Source organism: Wolbachia endosymbiont (group A) of Barypeithes pellucidus (assembly GCF_964030885.1).
Classification (GTDB): Bacteria; Pseudomonadota; Alphaproteobacteria; order Rickettsiales; family Anaplasmataceae; genus Wolbachia.
Window position 1 is genome coordinate 231,325 of record NZ_OZ034985.1, and the last position, 15,872, is coordinate 247,196.

The window sequence follows — 15,872 nt, forward strand, 5'->3', positions numbered from 1 at the left end:
ACAACTAGCTAACACGGGATTTCTTTTGCCTTTTTTTCTGCTTAGTAAATTTCTTAAACATTTATAGCTAAGGTTAGTTGCATTTAAAAGTAGCTAAATTGCAGTGTTTAAGACTTAAAAAACGCCAATACTGAAAATAGACAATGATTAGGGCTTCTTTTGCCTTTTTTTTCGTTTGGTAAATTTCTTAATGTTTATGGCTAAACGACAATCGTCATCCCGCTACGTGTTAGCGGGATCTATGCTAAGAGATACCGTGACGGTATGACGGTTCGTGGCGGTATGACAGCTAAGTAATTCGTCATCCCGCTGCTTGTTAGCGGGATCTAGAGATACCGTGACGGTATGACGTAGGACTGCTGTCATGCCAGTGCTTGACACTGGCATCCAGTCTTTATTATGCAGCCACTTGGTTAGAATTAAGTTTTCTGGATCCCAGTGTCTGGGCACTGGGATGACACCTCTGGGCACTGCCGTCATAAAGGAACCAGTGTCAGCTACTTGAATGACAGCTAGCCTGACAATCGTCATCCCGCTGCTTGTTAGCGGGATCTAGAGATACCGCGAATGAATCGCGGTATGACGGTTCGCGGTGGGATGACGTAGGACTGCTGTCATTCCGCTACTTGTTAGCGGCTAAGAGATACCGCGGCGGTATGACGGTGTAGATGATGGTTAAGTATCCCGCTGCTTGTTAGCGGATGAGATACCGTGAATAAATCGCGGTATGACGTAGGGAAATCTTACTTATGTAGCTATAGTTCTACATGAATTACAAAGGTAATATTTACTAGATCTTAATATTTTAGATCTATATTTTAACAAATAATGAGCTGTAATTAGTATGAATGATCCATTTAAAAGTGAGAACTATAAAAAAAATCTCGACTCCTTGATAGAAGCTATAAAGCTGAAAAACATTGGTGAACAATATAATAAAACAGTGAGGGATTTATCCCAAACATTAGAGAGTTTTACAGATAAGGCAGAAGATGTAGCTAAGTTTGTTATATGTAGTGACTTGAATAATTATATAGAACCGGTGAACAAAAAGCCATCAGGTTTTTTTGGAATATTCAAGGAAACATTTAATAAAATCTTGGGAAAAGATACTTCAATTCAGGATAACGGTATAAGAAATTTTGCTAATGATAAATTGCCCAGTCTTGCTGAAAAAATAACATTCGAATACCTAAATGTTTTAAAGAAAATTTCAGATTTAGAGCAAAGTAAAAAAAATCAGGAGGAACATAGATTGTATGGAGTGAACTTAGAGGATAGAACAGCGTCAAAGCAAGAAGAAAATCCTTTATATGAGCTACAAGAAAGAAAAGGAGATTCAGGCTATGGAAGTTCATTAGATAAAGAGCATGAATATGAAGACATATCAAATTATCAAGAGAAAAAGCAAAAGGAAAATCCTTTATATGAGCAGAGAGAAGATTTAGGCTATGGAAGTTCATTAGATAAAGAGCATGAATATGAAGACATATCAAATTATCAAGAGAAAAAGCAAAAGGAAAATCCTTTATATGAACAGAGAGAAGATTTAGGCTATGGAAGTTCATTAAATGAAGAGTCTGTATACGAAGAGATATCAAATTATCAAGAGAAGAAGAGTAAAATTTTAATAGAAAATTCGCAGAGTTCAAAATCGCCCAAAGAAGAGCCAATTTATGCAACAGTTTCTAAAGAACATATAGAAGCAAAAAGAGAACGTAAGCAGAAACAACAATCTCAATCCCTCGTACCACCAAAACCACCAAGAGCACCGCAAGTACCAAAAAAAATGTTTACTACTGGTCAAGAAGTTAGACAAAAATCGAAAGTGGTAGTCAAAGATAAACCTGCAGTACCGCCAAAGCCTAAAAATCTAAGCCAAAAAGTAAACACAGAGCCAAAAGTAGTAGGGAAAAAATCAGTTGAAAGTAAACCTACAGTACCACTAAAATCTGAAAATCAAGACAATAGGAAATCAGCACAAAAAGCTGCTGGTAAGGCGATACCAAAAGTAGCAGCAGCTACTATGAAAGGAGGAGCTAATCGCGAGATGGGCAGTAAAGTAAAGGCATTAAAAGAAAAATTTGAGCAAAATCAAGTAAAAGGAAATGCTAATGTACGGCTTGCTGAAAGCAAAACCACCCCAGCAGCACAAGCGGATATCGGTGTGAAGAAAAAACAATCTCATTCATTTCCAACAGGAAATAAAAGATCTGCAATGAATCACCTAACAGCAGCAAAATCTCATGTCAGCAAAAATTCCCTTCTCACGCGTGCAAATGTAAAGGAAATGGTTGCACAAATTGAGAAAGGAAAAGGAGGAAGATAGTAACATTTGGGAAAAAAACATATGTGTCAAGTCAAGAGATTATGAGCAAACTTAGGAAATTATAGCTAAACTGACTGTATCTGTTCAGAGGAGTGGCTAATGTGCAAATATTGAAGCAAAGTGCGTGACTCACAGCTGTATGAACATTGCAATATGGCACATAGTAAACGATGTCATCCCAGTGCCCAGACACTGGGATCCAGTTTTCCATATAATCTCATCGAAAATGTTGTAATCACTTTCTGTGCTAGTTTGCTTGTGAACAAGCAAACTTTTCTGGTTCCCAGTGTCAAGCACTGGGATGACATCATAGGGACACTGGGATCTAGGGAATGTTCAAAAAACTGTGTCAAATCAACTCATACACTTCATTACCAACTTCATGATGAAGTTCTGCAGTTGGATGGAAACAATCAAAAAAGAAATAATACTTTAGTGTTTCTTCGCTACACCTAGGGTTATAGTGAATGTCAAGTTCCCCTTTAAATATCAACTTTAAGAGTATTTTTATATTTTCTTTAAATCTCCCAATTTGGTCTGCAATGTTCGATGTGCATGCATCTTGACAATTTAAACCTTTGCTCTTGTATTCGCTAAGCATACTTTTCATTTTAGAGTTAAGATCAAATGCTTTGATTTCAAGATCTGTACTTTTCTTCATACAATCTAAGCCATTAGCCAATTTTGCATTGAAACTCTCTGTGAGCTTTGTAGCTAGTTCCCTTGCTTCTTCATCTCTATTAAAAGCTGGTATTGAGCCAACTTCAGGTGCGTTTGCAACAACTACATGCTTAACACCATGTTCATTTAGAACCTTAAGTGCATTACATATTTCACTCACTGCTTGTTCCAACACTTCTTCCGCTTTAGTATTGTCATAAGCAGTTGCAACCATAACATCATTTCCGCCGATCATGATGCAAAATAAATCTTCTTTACCTATATCTGGATGATGTTTAATTACCGCATCTAGCTGGTTAGCTAAACGAAATTTATTGAAGAAATAAGAAAAAATAGGGTCAAAAATTTCAGACGCTGTTGCACATGAAACTGCATAGTTTTGACCTTGCTGTTCGTGGCATCTACCAAAAAATGAATAACTCCACCCAGGTTTAAATTCATCTAAATCTAAATATTTTGCTACATATTCAACAGCAGTAGGGCCATTGCTAAAAGATCCCCCTTGATAAAAAGGGGCATCAAATTTTACGCTTTTTGCAAAGGACAAATTATTTAAAATTCCAATGATTGCGCCATTATCGGATAAACTATCACCCAGAACATAAAAATTTCTATACTTTGAATTAGAATTGTCATTTTTGTTTGTCATAATATTTACCGTAAATTAGCATGTTGTTTCATTAGATTCATAAAAAAAGAAAAATAGTGGTGAAATTATACAACTTTAGCCTAACTTTCTCTCCATTTTTTCCGGGCAAAATCAGCTTCTTCTTAACTTGACGCATATGCTTAAAAGAACCCTCTAAGTTTTCTAGCGCGGCTTGGATGTTTCAACTTGCGCAGTGCTTTTGCCTCTATTTGCCTAATTCTCTCACGTGTTACATTAAAAATTTTTCCTACTTCTTCTAAGGTATGCTCCTTCCCATCTTTACCAAGGCCAAAACGCATTCTTAGAATTCTTTCTTCTTTTGGTGTTAGAGTTGCAAGAACGTTGGTCGTAATGCCGCGCAAGTCAGCAAGTATTGCAGCATCCTCTGGTCTGGAAACGCGCTTATCTTCTATACAATCACCGAAGGTACTACTATCATCCTTTCCTGTTGGAGCTTCAAGACTTACTGGGTCCCTTGCTATTTTCATAACTTTGCGTATTCTTTCCAGTGGCATTGTCAGTTCTACACTCAATTCCTCTAACGTCGGCTCCCTTCCCATCTCATGAGTCATCTTTCTTAATGCTCTGTTGATTTTACTGATAATTTCCACCATATGAACTGGTATTCTAACTACTTTAGACTGCTCAGGTATTGCCCTAGTGATTGATTGTCTTACCCACCAAGTGCCATAAGTTGAAAATTTATATCCACGTTTGTAATCAAACTTATCCACGGCCTTCATAAGACCAATATTGCCTTCTTGTATCAAATCAAGCAGATCAAGGCCTCTTTTTGAATACTTCTTAGCAATGGAAACTACTAGCCTTAAGTTAGCCTTAATCATCTCTTGCTTTGCTTCAGAGACTTCTCGTTCGTGTTTTTGTATTCTCCTGATTAGCTCCTTAAATTCTTGCACGTTATCTTCCTGTATATGCTGCTTAATACCGTTCAAAGTACTAGCTATATGTTCAGAGTTATCGTCTATAAACCTTAAAAATTTGTTTTTTAATTCACCTGTAAAAGAGGACTGATTTTCATTGATCTTTAAAAGACTTATCTTTTTCAATTCGTGCTTTAAAAGCACGTCATCATAAACTTTATAGAAACTTTCTCTATCGATATCGTATTTTCTAGCCTCAGCAATAAGATTAGCCTCTTCAAGCGTGATGGATCTATTTATCTTATAAAGTTCTTGTGTAATTCTGGCAACAGCAGCATCACTTAACTTAATTTGTAATGCTATAGACCATATTTGATTATATAAATTCTCTAGTTCATCAGAGGAATCTTTAGAATTTTTTCTTAATACGAATGCTTCATTTGCTAAAGTAATTATCTCATCCAATGCAACTATGACCTTTGGCAATAAGTCACTTTCCATTTCAAGAATAGAAACATTTAAATTGACTGAACTTATATCTTCATTATCACCGTCTTTCTCATCATCACTTTTTTTACTATCTTTCTCATCATCACTACAGTACTCAGCATCTTCAGAAACATCCTCAGAATCCTCAACATCTTCAGCACTTTCTTCACTCTCTTCTTTGGGTACCACATTAAAATCAGAGTTATAAATTGCATCCAGATCTATAATTTCTCTCAGTAAGAGAGCTCCACTACTTAAATCATCACGCCATACTTTTATCACCTTTAATGTTACTGATGTTTCAATTATTGCACGTAACATGTTATGCTTTTCAGATTCAATTTTTTTTGCTATCTCGATTTCATCTGCCCTTGACAAAAGCTTTACAGAGCTCATGTCTTGTAAATAAATCCTTACTGGATCATCATTTTGTACTAAAGTTGCAGTAACATTTGGCGATGTGTCATCATCATCAAGTTTACTATCATCACTGTTGGAAGGAACATCTTCTTCATCTTCGCTACTTTCAAGCACATTAATTCCGGAGTCCTGCAATAAAGATATAGCATCATCTATAAAGTCAGACGAAAAATTTTCATCTGATAATTTATCATTTATATCATCAAAGGTGACAAAACCACCTTTTTTTATACTTTTAGTTACAAGATCTCTGATAATTTTTTTCTTATCTTCTGCATCATTAATAGTTGACATCATTACCTTTATAGTTTATAATTTTATTCCTTATTAACAAACAAACTTACAACGAGCAAGTCTATAATTTTACTTTTAACTTGTGGCTATTTGTTACTTCATATAGTTTAAGATACTGTTAATTTATGTACACTTGTCTTGATCAATTGTTCCATACTTTTCTTCTATTTTTACTGCTATGGACAATCCAACTGAAAATGTTGCAATTCCAACCACTATAGCAGTAAGCATTAAAACATGGGGTATAGGATTGCTATATGAATAAAAATTTGAAACCAATATAGGAGGCAAGGAACTTTTTATATACCCTAGAGATATGTAAAACAACAAAACAGATGCTTGGAAGACACTTACTCCTATCATTTTCTTGATTAAATTTTTATCGTTTATAATAATATATAAACCTAGCACCATTAATATAATAATAATTGTATAATTATATAAAGTCATTGTTTTTTCCTACGAGCAAAATTTATATATATAATTAACATAGAGGAGCAGACAGTAAATGCTACACCTAATTCCACAAAAAAAATACCCAATTTTTGACCGGTTCTATTATTGGCTGACAAGATATCGTAAGATAAAAAACTTTGGCCAAGTAAAGTTGTTGCAACGCCCGTTCCTCCATAAATTAAAATACCTAACATGTTAGTCAATCTAATCACAGAATAAGGTATTGCTTTTAGAGTTGTAGATACACCAAATAGCATTGAATATAATATTATCCCGGAGGCAATAATTATTCCTGCTTGAAAACCTCCACCCGGAGTGTAATCACCGTGAAATTGTATGTATAAACCAAATAAAATGATAAAAGGTATCATCAAAAATGTTACTGCATTTAATATCGGATCTTTAATCATTTTCTTTTTCTTCTTTTAATATCAACGTTATACAAAGCGCAGCAGTAAAAACTACTATAGTTTCTCCAAACGTGTCATAACCACGAAAGCTTGCCAAAACAGCTGTCACTATATTAGGAATACCGGTAGCTTTTTCGGTATTTTCCACATAATAAGGAGCAACATGCAAGTGGATCGGAGCATTGTGGCTGCCAAAATCTGGCAATTGAATCATAAAATATGACAAACATACAGCCAGAAATAACATAAAAAAAAGCGTTATAGGGTTATGAGATAGATTTACTTTATGATTCTTTATCAAGGAGAGTGCTGCAAACGTAAAAACCGTACTGAGCCCCGCACCAACAGAAGCTTCAGTAATTGCAACATCAGGTGCATTCATAATTAAGTATATAAGCGCAATAAGTGAACTAAATACACACATTAGAACAGCACTTACGACTAAATGTCGCGAGAAGACTATAAAAACCGTAACTGTTAGTAACAACAAAAGTAGCACTACATTTAATATTTCTAACACCTTAACCTTCTTTAACAGTTTTTTTTCTTAACTTTATAATAAGTGCGCGCTAAAATATAGCCATTAGTTGAGCTAGCTACCCATATTATAAGAATTAATAATATTATTTTAACAGTATTGATTGAAAATCCATTCTGCAAAGAAAAACCAATTAACAATAACGTTGCACCGCTAGAATCTGTAATACCTGCTGCATGTAACCTAGTATAGAAATCAGGAAATCTAATTACTCCCACACTTGAAATAATTACTAAACAAATGCCTAAAAATATAAGAACGGATCCTATCATAAATTATTAAAACAACATTAATCTCATTAGTGCTATAGTTGATATAAAGCTAACGCTAGCATACAACAATGCTATATCAATTAAAAAAAAATTATTCAGAATGATTGATATTGCTGTTATGAGTACAACTACTTGCGTTGAGAATTTATTGAACGCTAAAACCTTATTGTACACATCACTTGACTTAGAGACTATGCGACACAACATTACACTCATACAGAACAACAGTGTATAGATAGCAATGTGAATCATTTAAAGACTATGTAACTTCAGTAGATTTCTAAACGGATACTTCTTCATCGCCATCTTGATCATTTATTTCACCATCCACTTCATAATCTTGGCTTTCTTGACTTACATCAAGATCTGTGTTATCAGAAAAATTTAATAAATTCGCTAGCTTACTTGTATTACTGCTGTAAACATTATTCATATTTCCTTTCATGTACTCCTTGCATCTACCTACCAAAAGGTTAAATAGGTCATGAGTATCCACCTGTTTTTCTGCTATTTCATGTAAGGAAACTATGGTGTTCTTATGGTCTTTAAACTGAGCTGTTTGAACTGGATTACTTGCCCCTGTATTTAAATCATGTGTTCTTTGACTTGCCAATAGAACCAATTTGAAACGGTTACTTACCTGTTCTGTACACTTTTCTACAATAGACTCAGCCATAAGATACTACCTTAATAAGTTTTATACTATATCACAAAAAACAAGTTGTCAACTTTGTATCTATTGCGATTCAACTTCATGTTTTACTTTTTCTGCCTCAGATTTTATTTCTTGGCTTTCTGTCATCGTGATTGTTATTTCATGATCAAGTTTTTTTAGAAATCCTAACAATCGCTCTAAAGAAAAACCATCTATTTTACCATTTTTAATTTGCGATACCTTTGGCTGATCAATACCAAGTTTCTCAGCTGCAAAAGCCTGAGTCCAAGCATTTTTTTCTATAATTTTATTTATTATATAAAGCAACTTTGTTTTTATTCCTGCACTGTCTAAGTTATTTAACGATATTATTTCCATAATTTTTACACTCACATATCAATTAACTTTATTAAACATTATAACATAATATTTAATATACCAAGATATTAATATCATATAACTTGTCAATAATTATATGATATCAATATTTAAAACTTTAAGTTGATTGTATATTAATATTTCAATCAAATTTCTAGTAATTTTAAATTATCATTTTACTATCAGCCTATCTGAAAAAGTCATTTACAGAAAGAACAAGCTAAAATTACAAAGCTTGAAATACAAAAATAATTATTTTATAAATTTATCTTACATAAGAAGTTTATACTCTATATCTTAATATAGATATTTATTTAAATTTTTAAAATTTCTATTTTAACGAGAATTCTATATATTCTATTTATAATATGACTTAAATATTTGTTGCTTTTTAGCTGGAACATTATTTAGTTAGTAAGTAAAATTGTGTTGAATATGACAAAAATAAAAAAAGATGTTGCTGTTATTATGGGAAGTGAGTCAGATTACACCACTATGGTCCATACCGTTAATATGTTAAAAGCATTAGAAGCTTCACATGACATATTCATAATATCTGCACATAGAACACCAGAAAGGCTCTTCAATTTTGCTAAATCTGCACAAGAAGAAGGTTTTAAGGTTATTATAGCTGGTGCAGGAGGTGCAGCTCATTTACCTGGTATGGTTGCGTCACTAACTTGTTTACCAGTTATCGGCGTTCCTGTGCATAGTAAACAATTAAATGGGCTGGACAGTCTACTCTCTATAGTTCAAATGCCAAAGGGTGTTCCAGTTGCAACCATGTCTATAGGAGAAAATGGAGCATATAATGCTGCCATTACCGCCGTATCTATATTGTCAAATTCCAACAGTGAAATTGCAGGTAGGTTAAAAAAGTGGAGAGAAAAACAGACCAAAGAAGTAAAAGAAAAACCAGTTTCATAATAAATCTATGGCAATAATTCTTTTAGACACAAAAACCATAAACCGTATAGCAGCGGGGGAGGTGATAGAAAGGCCAGCAAGTGTAGTAAAGGAATTAGTGGAAAATGCAATAGATGCTGGAAGTTTAGAAATAGAGATCAAAATAGAAAGTGGTGGGCGTAACCTTATTATTGTGACAGATGATGGTAACGGAGTAGAAAAAAACGATTTAGAACTTGCGTTTATGCGCCATGCTACTTCAAAATTGAGCGATAGTGAGTTGATAGAAATCAAGCATCTTGGCTTTAGAGGAGAAGCTCTACCTTCAATTGCAGCAGTAAGTAGGATAAAATTATCGTCTAAGGCAAGAGAAGCAAGTGAAGCATGGTCTATAAGTTATGAGGGTGGAGAGAAAATAGGGGAGCTAACTCCTTACTCTTTATCACAAGGGACACATATTGAAGTACGAGATTTGTTTTTCGCTACCCCAAATAGACTAAAATTTCTAAAAACCGAAAGAGCAGAAACTCAAAGCATTGTTGATATTGTAAACAACCTAGCAATGATTAACTATCATATAGGGTTTACTCTCACTTCAGGTAATAAAAAGCTCTTAAAATACGCTAAGCAGACTTCGTTATTTCATAGATTGTGTGAAGTAGAAGAAGAATTTCAGGGCAATTCTTTGGAGGTCAATGAAGAAGAAGACGGCATTAAACTTACGGGACACATCTGTAAGCCGACCGTCAATCGTGGTAAGTCAACTCAAATCTATACGTTTGTTAATGGAAGGCCAATTAAAGATAATTTACTTATTGGTGCGGTTAGGTATGCATATCATGATTTTATTCCAAGCGATAGGTATCCTTTTGCAGCGTTACATTTAGAGATACCTTATGATCAAGTAGATGTAAATGTGCATCCAAATAAATCAGAAGTAAGGTTTCAGAATAAGAAGCTCATATATGAGATAGTGACAAGAGGATTAATTAAAGCGTTGTCAAGAAGGATAGGCACCTTTGATGTCATTCCAGCTAGTGACCAGAAAACTACTAATACGATAGAGGGTTTTGTGAAAGGTTCATTATCAGATCCTTTTGATAAGTCTAATGTTCAAAAAGAATTTTATGAAAGGAGGCCAAGTCCTTTTGAAAATCAACTAATAAAAGAATTTGCCTCTCCAAATGAAAAAGCAAAAGGCTTATCAGAACAGTCAAAATCGTTTAATTATACCGGCATACAGAAATTCCCAGCACAAGCGGAGGCTATGGTTCTAGAAAAAAAGGTGTTAGAGCAAGTTGATTTGATAGAGAGCCACCCACTCGGGTTTGCACGCTGTCAGGTCTATAATACTTACATTATTGCCGAGGTAAGAGACAAATTGATTATAGTCGACCAGCATGCAGCCCACGAAAGACTAGTATATGAATGCCTAAAACAAAAATCAAGTATAAAAAGACAAAAACTACTTCTTCCTGAAACGGTTGAAATCAAAAATCAAGCTGGAATGGAGATGATTGAAATCTATAAAGATAAGTTATTTGAAATGGGTTTTGATATTGAAATCAAATCAGAGAATAAAGTGATAGTAAAAGAAATCCCTGCAATTTTGGGAGCAATAGATGTGAAAGAGATGCTAATTAATATAGTGGGTAGATTAACGGAAATAGAAGATACATTGCCAGTAGAAGATAAAGTGAACAAAATATTGGCCACTATCGCTTGTCATGGATCAATTAGAGCGGGTAGAAAAATGAGGTTAGAGGAGATGAATGAGTTGCTGAGGCAAATGGAAAAAACCCCATATTCCGGACAATGCAACCACGGAAGGCCAACTTATATAGAAATGAAATTGAGTGATATTGAAAAACTGTTCGAGCGTAGGTAATGAGGTTGCCATAAATATGTAAGTGCTCCTTCCTCGTCATCCAAGTAGCTCATAGAAACGGATTAAACGAAAAAACTTCCTTGACAAACTCCGCCAGCCCCCTTATCATGATAGTAAGGGTATTTATGACTCAAAACTTGTTTTTGACCTGCAGGCTCAATGACAAAATTCAGTAAAAAACTCAGAGTGTTTATTGGCGGATTACATAAAATTATAGCGGCTGCATGTCTTTTAAATTTTTTCTACATTCAGCCAAACCGCGCTTAAACTAAGCGTCAGCACATTATTACAGCGCCACTTACAGTAATATAGAGTCAAAACTCGCTACTCGGGGCTTCTTTTGCCTTTTTTTTGTTTGGTAAATTTTTTAATATTTATAGCAACATGAACTGGGCAGGAAGGTGTCATTCCAGTGCTCCTGTGATGTCATCCCAGTGCTTGACACTGGGATGGCTTTGTTGCATCGCTAGGCTCTGTGGACAAAATTTTAGAGAAGCCATACAAGAGCCCCGACAAAATTTAGAAAACCCATAAAAACCTCAGCCGTTTTATCGAATCTGGAAAAAATACGCCTAAAGTTCTTAATTTTACCGAAAAACACTCAATTAAATGACGCTCTTTATAAATGTGTTTATCGTAACCCCTCTGCACTTTTCGATTACGCTTCGGAGGAATAACTGCTGTACATCCCTTGCTTTCAAGACTCGTAACAAAAGCATTGCTGTCATAGCCTTTATCAGCCACTACAGTGGTATTATAGACACTTTCAGTTAATGTTGCTGCTTGTGTAATCTCATTTCTTTGACCAGGGGTCAGAGTAAATTTAAGTGGATTTCCAAGTGCATCGACAAGCGCATGTATTTTAGTTGTAAAGCCACCTTTGCTCCTCCCTAAAGCTTCTTGATCCTTGGAGTTTTTTGTATATCCAGATGAACATGGATGGGCTCGGATGATCGTACCGTCGATTATAGCAACTTCTAAATCAGGCTCTTGTTTAGTATATTCAAGCAATTTTTCCCAGACATCTCTTCCACACCATCTTTTAAATCGCTTATGTATACTCCTGTAATTACCATAAGTTTTTGGTAAAAGTCTCCATTGGCAACCACTTCGGACTATGTACCACACTGCCTCTATGAATATTCTTAAACGTTTTTCATCTTTGCTATGCATTCCTTTTACGCTTTTTATGAACTCTAAAATTTGTTTCCAATTTTCCTCTTTGATGTAATATTGCATATGGTAGTTTCTCCATTTTTTACCTATTAAGCTAAACTACCATCTTTTTCTCTCTTTTCATATTTTTTGTCCACAGAGCCTAGATCTTTTGCTACTTTCGAAATTGTTTCTCCTCTTTCTTTAAAAAGTTTTACAGCTTCTTCTTTCAACTCTGCTGTATATTCTCTTCCATTTGACATATTCTACCTCTCTATAAAAACATTTTTTTATTATAAAAACGTACCAACTTTCTCTCCACTTTTTCTGGGTAAGGTCAGAAATTTTGCCTACCTAATTTTGTTTTAACCTGTGCCCTTTTTAAACCACCCATGTCCAACCTTTGAATGTGTGCCAAACCGTGATTCATCAAAGAAAAATAGCTCTTTTTCTGGATACTTGCTAATAGCTCCATTGAGATTTTTTTTTGAATTCCTCTTGTTTGCTTTTATCTTGTTCATTATGAACTGGTCTTGGTGTAATATATGAGAATTTCATCTTTTGCATATGGCGGTGTACTGTAGATTTACTGATATTTAATCCGAACTTTTCCTGGATTCTTATTCTCATTTCTTTAATGGTAATATTAGGATTTTCTTCTATCCATGCTTCAATTTGTTGTAGTTGAGCCTGATTTAATTTAGTTTTTCTACGGCGTTGTGGAGGAGCAAACAGTTTTTCTTCTCTGCCAAATTTCAAGAGTTTTACCCACGAAGTTAGTGCGCTTCTTGAAATGCAATATATTTTTGCTACAGCCGTTATACTGTACTTTTTTGCTGCAATTACAGCATTTAGTTTTTTTGAAACATATGCATTATTCCTTACTTTCTTCAGCATTTCTTTTGCTGATTCTACTACTTTTTCATCCAATAATTTTGATCTTAATGCCATTTATACCTCAACTATTTTACTTACTTCATTATGGCTTTTTTTCCATCATTGTCCATCTGTTTGCCGTGTAATGGGAATTGGTATAAGCATGCAATTTCTCTATTCTCTAATCTACCAAGCTCAGGTACCTCTGTCAGTAGAACGCTCGCTGTCTTTGGCCCAATACCTTTATAGCTGATTAAAAGCTCATTTTTTCCTTTCAATTCAGCTATCACGTCTTCTATGTCTTGCCTAATTTCCTTCAATTGTTTTTCAGCAAACTCTATTTGTCTTTCTATATATTCTCTAGCTTTTCCCGTTGCATTTTGCAGACGACACTTATTTGCATGATTTAAATTACGCTCAACTGCTCCTAGCTCCTTTAATTCTTCTTGCTTTTGTACATCCTTTTACTTCACCATCTTTACTGATAAATTCAGCGTATTTTTCCAGTAATTTAGCATCTAATTTGTCAGTTTTTGCAAAATGATTGCAAGCTTTGGCAAATGCATATACCCGATTCGGGTGAGCTTTATGGACAGTTATCTTGTAACAATTTTGCAACGAGTTTTTCGTAGCCGCCGGTTTACACATAACTTGATGGGTAAATCGACTATATTTGTTTCTATAAACTTAGATATAGCATCACTCACGTTTGCTATGCGCTTATGCTTGCCGTTAATCCAATGTTTCCTTGGAAACATCCACTTCCATAAAAATTATTCTAGCCATTTTTGTACCTATAAATATAATCAAACAATAATGCAAAATGCTGTATACAGAATTGTAATTCGATCTTTTAGATCCACCTACCGCTCGTACTACATTTTGCTTTAAGCCAGCAACGGTTTTTACCCAGACACAGTATCACTCCTTTGCTTATCATAGTCTTTTGACTTTTTTTAAGATACAATCCAGGAATTTTATTAAGTTGGTAAGTATAAAAGTATAGCTAACGCGAGCTCTACGTCATACCGCGATTCATTCGCGGTATCTCCAGATCCCGCTAACAAGTAGCGGAATGACGAGTTACTTAACCGTCATACTTTAACATAGATCCCGCTAACACGTGGCGAGATGACGGTTGTCAGGCTAGTACCTTCCCCTGTCATCCAAGTAGCCTCCTTCTCCTGTCATCCCAGTGCTTGACACTGGGATGGCTTTGTTGCATCGCTATTTATGAAAGGCTAACTATAGTTAGGATTATAAGCAACCTATTGAAAATCTTGTTTTTTTGCAATCAATCTGATCAAATTTAAGAATAGTAATTTATTATTTATATTAATAAATTTAATTCTATTGAAAATAGCTAAAGCATTGAAATTCTTGAATTTTAGCCGGATTAGTGAGTGGTAGTGAAATTTCTTTTACTCAAATTTAGGTATTCACTGACCGTTCTTGTTATAAATACCAGAATAATAAGCTACTGATATTCTCTATCTTTTTTATCTTTAATCCATCATAGCTAGCAATGCAACAAAGCCCACTGGGATCCAGATTGGACGCTGAGTTGGTGAGTATAAAAGTATAGCTAACGCGAGCTCTACGTCATACCGTGATTTATTCACGGTATCTCTAACGCTAACTATGGATTAGCCGGTAAAGAAAGTGCTGGAAATAGAAGGTTTTTTCCGTTTTAGGGAATATGAAATAAGCGTGGAAAAAATGTGAACTAACAGGAGATCTATGGCGAGTATGTTCAATTTCCAATCTATTTTTTAGGTAACCAAAGACCGTTTCGATAATCGATCTCTTCCGTAACAAAATCTTCTCTTTCAGAGGAATTAATGCATTTTTCATACCTTTTTTCACCTTGGTAACAAGCTTTAGATTTCTATCAAAAAAATAGATCTTTTTTAATATAACCTTTATCTCCAAATAATAAACCTGCTAACTTTTTAGTCAGGTCTGGAACTGGTTTCCTATCGTCAACGTTACCCTTTGTCAAAGTAACCCCTTACCTATTTCATTGATTACCATATGTAATTTAAAGCCATAAAACCAGCCAGTAGTGTTTTTCCCTATTTTTGCAATTCTAGCAAAGACTTTGTGTTTTTAGATTCTTTTTTTATGACATACTGCAATTGAAGTTGAATCAATATAGGAAATGCCTGTGGTTTTTGCTTAACCACTGTAGCAACATTGCTAAATACCACAAAACTCGTGGTTTTAACGCAATAAACCTATCATATGAAGGTAGTGTTGGAAAGTCCGACTTATGTAACAACTTTAAGTAATATAGATAAAATGATTTAAAATTTTCGTATCTAGATTGCTGGTATAGTAGAATTATTGTGATAATTTCAGAATACGTTATTTCTGGCACTCTGGTAGGTTTTTTACCATTAGACAACAGTCTGTTGGCAAAATTTTCATCTATTATTTTACAATAATCATCTACAAAACAGAACAATTCTATTATATTCTTATTCATTGGGTAACCTCCTATTTCTTGCTAAAATACTGGAGTTTACCCTCTTTTTCCCTCCTCTCTTACTATTTTTCTAATCCATAGTTAGCGTGCATGGTAGACGATGTTCG

The 15,872-nt window shown here is 34.5% G+C and carries 14 protein-coding genes and 4 pseudogenes; 4 read left to right on the forward strand and 14 right to left on the reverse strand.

Translation table 11 applies throughout. The features are described from left to right. The first annotated feature begins 844 nt into the window (after positions 1 to 844). Positions 845 to 2,329 (forward strand): hypothetical protein, encoded by a 1,485-nt coding sequence (locus ACQH1X_RS01265; RefSeq protein ID WP_425386331.1) that lies wholly within the window; start codon positions 845 to 847, stop codon positions 2,327 to 2,329. Between the two features lie 349 nt (positions 2,330 to 2,678). Here the strand turns inward: ACQH1X_RS01265 and ACQH1X_RS01270 are convergent, their stop codons facing one another. The 9 genes from ACQH1X_RS01270 to ACQH1X_RS01310 all read right to left on the reverse strand — a co-directional run bounded on the left by ACQH1X_RS01270 (position 2,679) and on the right by ACQH1X_RS01310 (position 8,452). Continuing rightward, complete coding sequence (locus ACQH1X_RS01270; RefSeq protein WP_425386332.1) at positions 2,679 to 3,659, reverse strand: SGNH/GDSL hydrolase family protein; 981 nt, start codon at positions 3,657 to 3,659, stop codon at positions 2,679 to 2,681. A 140-nt stretch (positions 3,660 to 3,799) separates the two neighbouring features. Further along, complete coding sequence (gene rpoD / locus ACQH1X_RS01275) at positions 3,800 to 5,743, reverse strand: RNA polymerase sigma factor RpoD (protein ID WP_425386333.1); 1,944 nt, start codon at positions 5,741 to 5,743, stop codon at positions 3,800 to 3,802. A 123-nt stretch (positions 5,744 to 5,866) separates the two neighbouring features. After that, positions 5,867 to 6,193 carry a cation:proton antiporter subunit C gene (locus ACQH1X_RS01280; protein ID WP_265026103.1) on the reverse strand — a complete coding sequence of 109 codons (327 nt, stop codon included), beginning with the start codon at positions 6,191 to 6,193 and terminating at the stop codon, positions 5,867 to 5,869. After that, positions 6,190 to 6,609 carry a Na(+)/H(+) antiporter subunit B gene (locus tag ACQH1X_RS01285; protein WP_425386334.1) on the reverse strand — a complete coding sequence of 140 codons (420 nt, stop codon included), beginning with the start codon at positions 6,607 to 6,609 and terminating at the stop codon, positions 6,190 to 6,192. The genes ACQH1X_RS01280 and ACQH1X_RS01285 overlap by 4 nt, the downstream gene beginning before the upstream one ends. Continuing rightward, complete coding sequence (locus ACQH1X_RS01290) at positions 6,602 to 7,129, reverse strand: DUF4040 domain-containing protein (RefSeq protein WP_250294918.1); 528 nt, start codon at positions 7,127 to 7,129, stop codon at positions 6,602 to 6,604. The genes ACQH1X_RS01285 and ACQH1X_RS01290 overlap by 8 nt, the downstream gene beginning before the upstream one ends. An 11-nt stretch (positions 7,130 to 7,140) precedes the next feature. Further along, positions 7,141 to 7,419 carry a monovalent cation/H(+) antiporter subunit G gene (gene mnhG / locus ACQH1X_RS01295; RefSeq protein WP_425386335.1) on the reverse strand — a complete coding sequence of 93 codons (279 nt, stop codon included), beginning with the start codon at positions 7,417 to 7,419 and terminating at the stop codon, positions 7,141 to 7,143. 6 nt (positions 7,420 to 7,425) lie between these two features. Next, positions 7,426 to 7,671, reverse strand: coding sequence for a monovalent cation/H+ antiporter complex subunit F (locus tag ACQH1X_RS01300; RefSeq protein ID WP_425386336.1), 246 nt, complete (start codon positions 7,669 to 7,671; stop codon positions 7,426 to 7,428). Positions 7,672 to 7,699: 28 nt separating this feature from the next. After that, positions 7,700 to 8,095, reverse strand: a complete 396-nt coding sequence (gene rpoZ / locus ACQH1X_RS01305) for a DNA-directed RNA polymerase subunit omega (protein ID WP_265034658.1) — start codon at positions 8,093 to 8,095, stop codon at positions 7,700 to 7,702. Positions 8,096 to 8,155: 60 nt separating this feature from the next. Further along, complete coding sequence (locus ACQH1X_RS01310; protein WP_010081926.1) at positions 8,156 to 8,452, reverse strand: helix-turn-helix domain-containing protein; 297 nt, start codon at positions 8,450 to 8,452, stop codon at positions 8,156 to 8,158. Positions 8,453 to 8,887: 435 nt separating this feature from the next. Between ACQH1X_RS01310 and purE the strand changes: the two genes are divergently transcribed. The 3 genes from purE (at position 8,888) to ACQH1X_RS01325 (ending at position 11,780) form a co-directional block, all read left to right on the forward strand. Next, on the forward strand, positions 8,888 to 9,379 hold the full coding sequence (purE, locus tag ACQH1X_RS01315) for a 5-(carboxyamino)imidazole ribonucleotide mutase (RefSeq protein ID WP_425386337.1): 492 nt from the start codon (positions 8,888 to 8,890) through the stop codon (positions 9,377 to 9,379). Positions 9,380 to 9,386: 7 nt separating this feature from the next. Continuing rightward, a complete protein-coding gene (mutL, locus tag ACQH1X_RS01320; protein WP_265026108.1) occupies positions 9,387 to 11,246 on the forward strand; it encodes a DNA mismatch repair endonuclease MutL in 1,860 nt (619 codons plus the stop codon). 384 nt (positions 11,247 to 11,630) lie between these two features. Further along, positions 11,631 to 11,780, forward strand: coding sequence for a hypothetical protein (locus ACQH1X_RS01325; protein WP_425386338.1), 150 nt, complete (start codon positions 11,631 to 11,633; stop codon positions 11,778 to 11,780). On the opposite strand, the pseudogene ACQH1X_RS01330 reads toward ACQH1X_RS01325, so the two are convergent. From ACQH1X_RS01330 to ACQH1X_RS01350, 5 genes and pseudogenes are all read right to left on the reverse strand, one after another. Next, a pseudogene (locus ACQH1X_RS01330) lies at positions 11,734 to 12,485 on the reverse strand (IS5 family transposase). The gene ACQH1X_RS01325 and the pseudogene ACQH1X_RS01330 sit on opposite strands and share 47 nt — an antisense overlap. Positions 12,486 to 12,511: 26 nt before the next feature. Then, positions 12,512 to 12,664 (reverse strand): transposase, encoded by a 153-nt coding sequence (locus tag ACQH1X_RS01335; RefSeq protein WP_425386339.1) that lies wholly within the window; start codon positions 12,662 to 12,664, stop codon positions 12,512 to 12,514. 77 nt (positions 12,665 to 12,741) lie between these two features. After that, positions 12,742 to 13,352: pseudogene (locus tag ACQH1X_RS01340) on the reverse strand (IS630 family transposase); the annotation flags it as partial. An 83-nt stretch (positions 13,353 to 13,435) separates the two neighbouring features. Next, positions 13,436 to 14,063: pseudogene (locus tag ACQH1X_RS01345) on the reverse strand (IS110 family transposase); the annotation flags it as partial. Between the two features lie 860 nt (positions 14,064 to 14,923). Continuing rightward, a pseudogene (locus tag ACQH1X_RS01350) lies at positions 14,924 to 15,765 on the reverse strand (IS982 family transposase). Positions 15,766 to 15,872 lie beyond the last annotated feature (107 nt).

Bases quoted from the DNA above. Each gene is read 5' to 3' on its own strand.
- ACQH1X_RS01265 (WP_425386331.1), top strand. From the start codon at position 845: ATGAATGATCCATTTAAAAGTGAGAACTATAAAAAAAATCTCGACTCC.
- ACQH1X_RS01270 (WP_425386332.1), bottom strand. From the start codon at position 3,659: ATGACAAACAAAAATGACAATTCTAATTCAAAGTATAGAAATTTTTAT.
- rpoD (WP_425386333.1), bottom strand. From the start codon at position 5,743: ATGTCAACTATTAATGATGCAGAAGATAAGAAAAAAATTATCAGAGAT.
- ACQH1X_RS01280 (WP_265026103.1), bottom strand. From the start codon at position 6,193: ATGACTTTATATAATTATACAATTATTATTATATTAATGGTGCTAGGT.
- ACQH1X_RS01285 (WP_425386334.1), bottom strand. From the start codon at position 6,609: ATGATTAAAGATCCGATATTAAATGCAGTAACATTTTTGATGATACCT.
- mnhG (WP_425386335.1), bottom strand. From the start codon at position 7,419: ATGATAGGATCCGTTCTTATATTTTTAGGCATTTGTTTAGTAATTATT.
- ACQH1X_RS01300 (WP_425386336.1), bottom strand. From the start codon at position 7,671: ATGATTCACATTGCTATCTATACACTGTTGTTCTGTATGAGTGTAATG.
- rpoZ (WP_265034658.1), bottom strand. From the start codon at position 8,095: ATGGCTGAGTCTATTGTAGAAAAGTGTACAGAACAGGTAAGTAACCGT.
- ACQH1X_RS01310 (WP_010081926.1), bottom strand. From the start codon at position 8,452: ATGGAAATAATATCGTTAAATAACTTAGACAGTGCAGGAATAAAAACA.
- purE (WP_425386337.1), top strand. From the start codon at position 8,888: ATGACAAAAATAAAAAAAGATGTTGCTGTTATTATGGGAAGTGAGTCA.
- mutL (WP_265026108.1), top strand. From the start codon at position 9,387: ATGGCAATAATTCTTTTAGACACAAAAACCATAAACCGTATAGCAGCG.
- ACQH1X_RS01325 (WP_425386338.1), top strand. From the start codon at position 11,631: ATGAACTGGGCAGGAAGGTGTCATTCCAGTGCTCCTGTGATGTCATCC.
- ACQH1X_RS01335 (WP_425386339.1), bottom strand. From the start codon at position 12,664: ATGTCAAATGGAAGAGAATATACAGCAGAGTTGAAAGAAGAAGCTGTA.